This window comes from Micromonospora sp. MGP-C2 (genome assembly GCF_057766525.1).
Window position 1 is genome coordinate 1 of the sequence record NZ_JBYMEN010000003.1, and the last position, 1,610, is coordinate 1,610.

Here is a 1,610-nt window from a genome sequence, read left to right on the forward strand (position 1 = left end):
TGAGCCCGGTCTCCAGGGCGAAGAGTAGACGACGCCGGTCAGGTCCTCCGGCAGGTCGCCGAGGACGGCGGCGATGACGGCCCGGTCGGCGGTCGGGGCCAGTTCGACGCTGATGACGTCCGCACCGGCGCCCGCCAGGGTGGTGGTGATGCCCGCGCCGGTGCCGGTGGGGCCGATGACCAGCCAGGAGCCGGTCAGGGCTGCCGCTGTGTCCCCGATCGCCGAGCGCCACTCGACGCGGTAGCGCCGGTCGTCGAGGAGGTGGCCGTCCTGGCGCTTGCGGTGCCACTCGACCAGGGCCGGGAGCAGGTCACCGGCGCTGTCCACGGTGATGCCGAGCCGGTCCAGGTCGCCGTCCTGGACGGCTGCCCAGAAGTCGTCGTCGTGCACGCTGGCGCCGGCGCCCCGCCGTCGACGCCGGAGAAGACGTCGGCCAGGGTGGCGCTCGGCCAGTAGTCGCGGTGCCGGAAGGCGTAGGTGGGCAGGTCGATGAGGCGACCGCCGGGGTAGCACTGCGCCCAGTCCACCGGGACGCCGCGGACGAAGGCTCGGGCCAGGCCGGTGAGGAAGGTCAGCACCTGGTCGGGGGTCGCGCGCTGAAGGGGGACGAGCACGGCCCCGGTCACGCAGTCCGCTCCCATGGCGGCGAGTACGCCGTCCGGGCCGATTTCGAGGAAGGTGGTGACGCCGTCGGCCTCCAGCGTCGCGATGCCGTCGGCGAAGCGCACGGCCTCGCGGACGTGCCGCACCCAGTAGTCCGCGTCCTGCGCCGTCGCGACCTGTCCGGTGATGTTGGAGACGACGGGGATCGCGCGGCGGGTGGTAGGTCAGTCCGCCGGCCACCTGGGCGAAGGCGCCCAGCATGGGCTCCATCAGCGAGGAGTGGAACGCGTGGCTGACCCGCAGTCGCTTGGACTTCTCGAAGTGGGCGGCAACTGCGGCGACCTCGTCGGCCACACCGGACAGCACCACCGAGCGGGGTCCGTTGATGGCGGCGATGTCCACGCCCTCGGTCAGCAGTGGCAGCACCTCGGCCTCGGTGGCCCGTACGGCGACCATGACGCCGCCGGCCGGCAGCTCCTGCATCAGGCGGCCTCGGGCCGCGACCAACGTCGTCGCGTCGGTGAGGGACAGCACGCCGGCGACGTGCGCGGCGGCGATCTCCCCGATCGAGTGCCCGACCAGGTGGTCCGGGGTGACCCCGAACGACTCGACCAGGCGGTAGAGGGCGACCTCGTAGGCGAACAGCGCCGTCTGGGTGTAGAGGGTCTGGTCGAGCTCGACGCCGTCGGTGATCACGTCGCGCAGCGGGCGGTCCAGGTGGATGTCGAGTTCGGCGCAGGCCGCGTCGAATGCCTCGGCGAAGACCGGGTAGGTCTCGGCCAGTTCCAGGCCCATGCCGGGTCGCTGTGACCCCTGGCCGGAGAAGACGAACGCGAGCTTGCCGTCGGAGACCTCGCCGACGACCAGACCGGCCGCGGAATCGCCGGCCGCGAGCGCGTCGAGGGCGTCGCGGTGGTCGGCGCCGAGCGACACAGCCCGGTACGGCAGGGCGGCGCGGTGCGTCGCGAGGGTGTGACCGACGTCGACGGGGTTGGCCGTGGGCTGTC

The 1,610-nt window shown here is 72.9% G+C and carries 1 protein-coding gene and 2 pseudogenes; all 3 read right to left on the reverse strand.

The features are described 5' to 3' along the window. Positions 1-513: hypothetical protein (locus tag AC3CF1_RS32615; RefSeq protein ID WP_488452169.1), on the reverse strand; the 513-nt coding region annotated here is incomplete at its 3' end. Positions 514-590: 77 nt separating this feature from the next. After that, positions 591-749: pseudogene (locus AC3CF1_RS32620) on the reverse strand (hypothetical protein); the annotation flags it as partial. 145 nt (positions 750-894) lie between these two features. Beyond that, positions 895-1,398: pseudogene (locus AC3CF1_RS32625) on the reverse strand (acyltransferase domain-containing protein); the annotation flags it as partial. Positions 1,399-1,610: the final 212 nt, after the last annotated feature.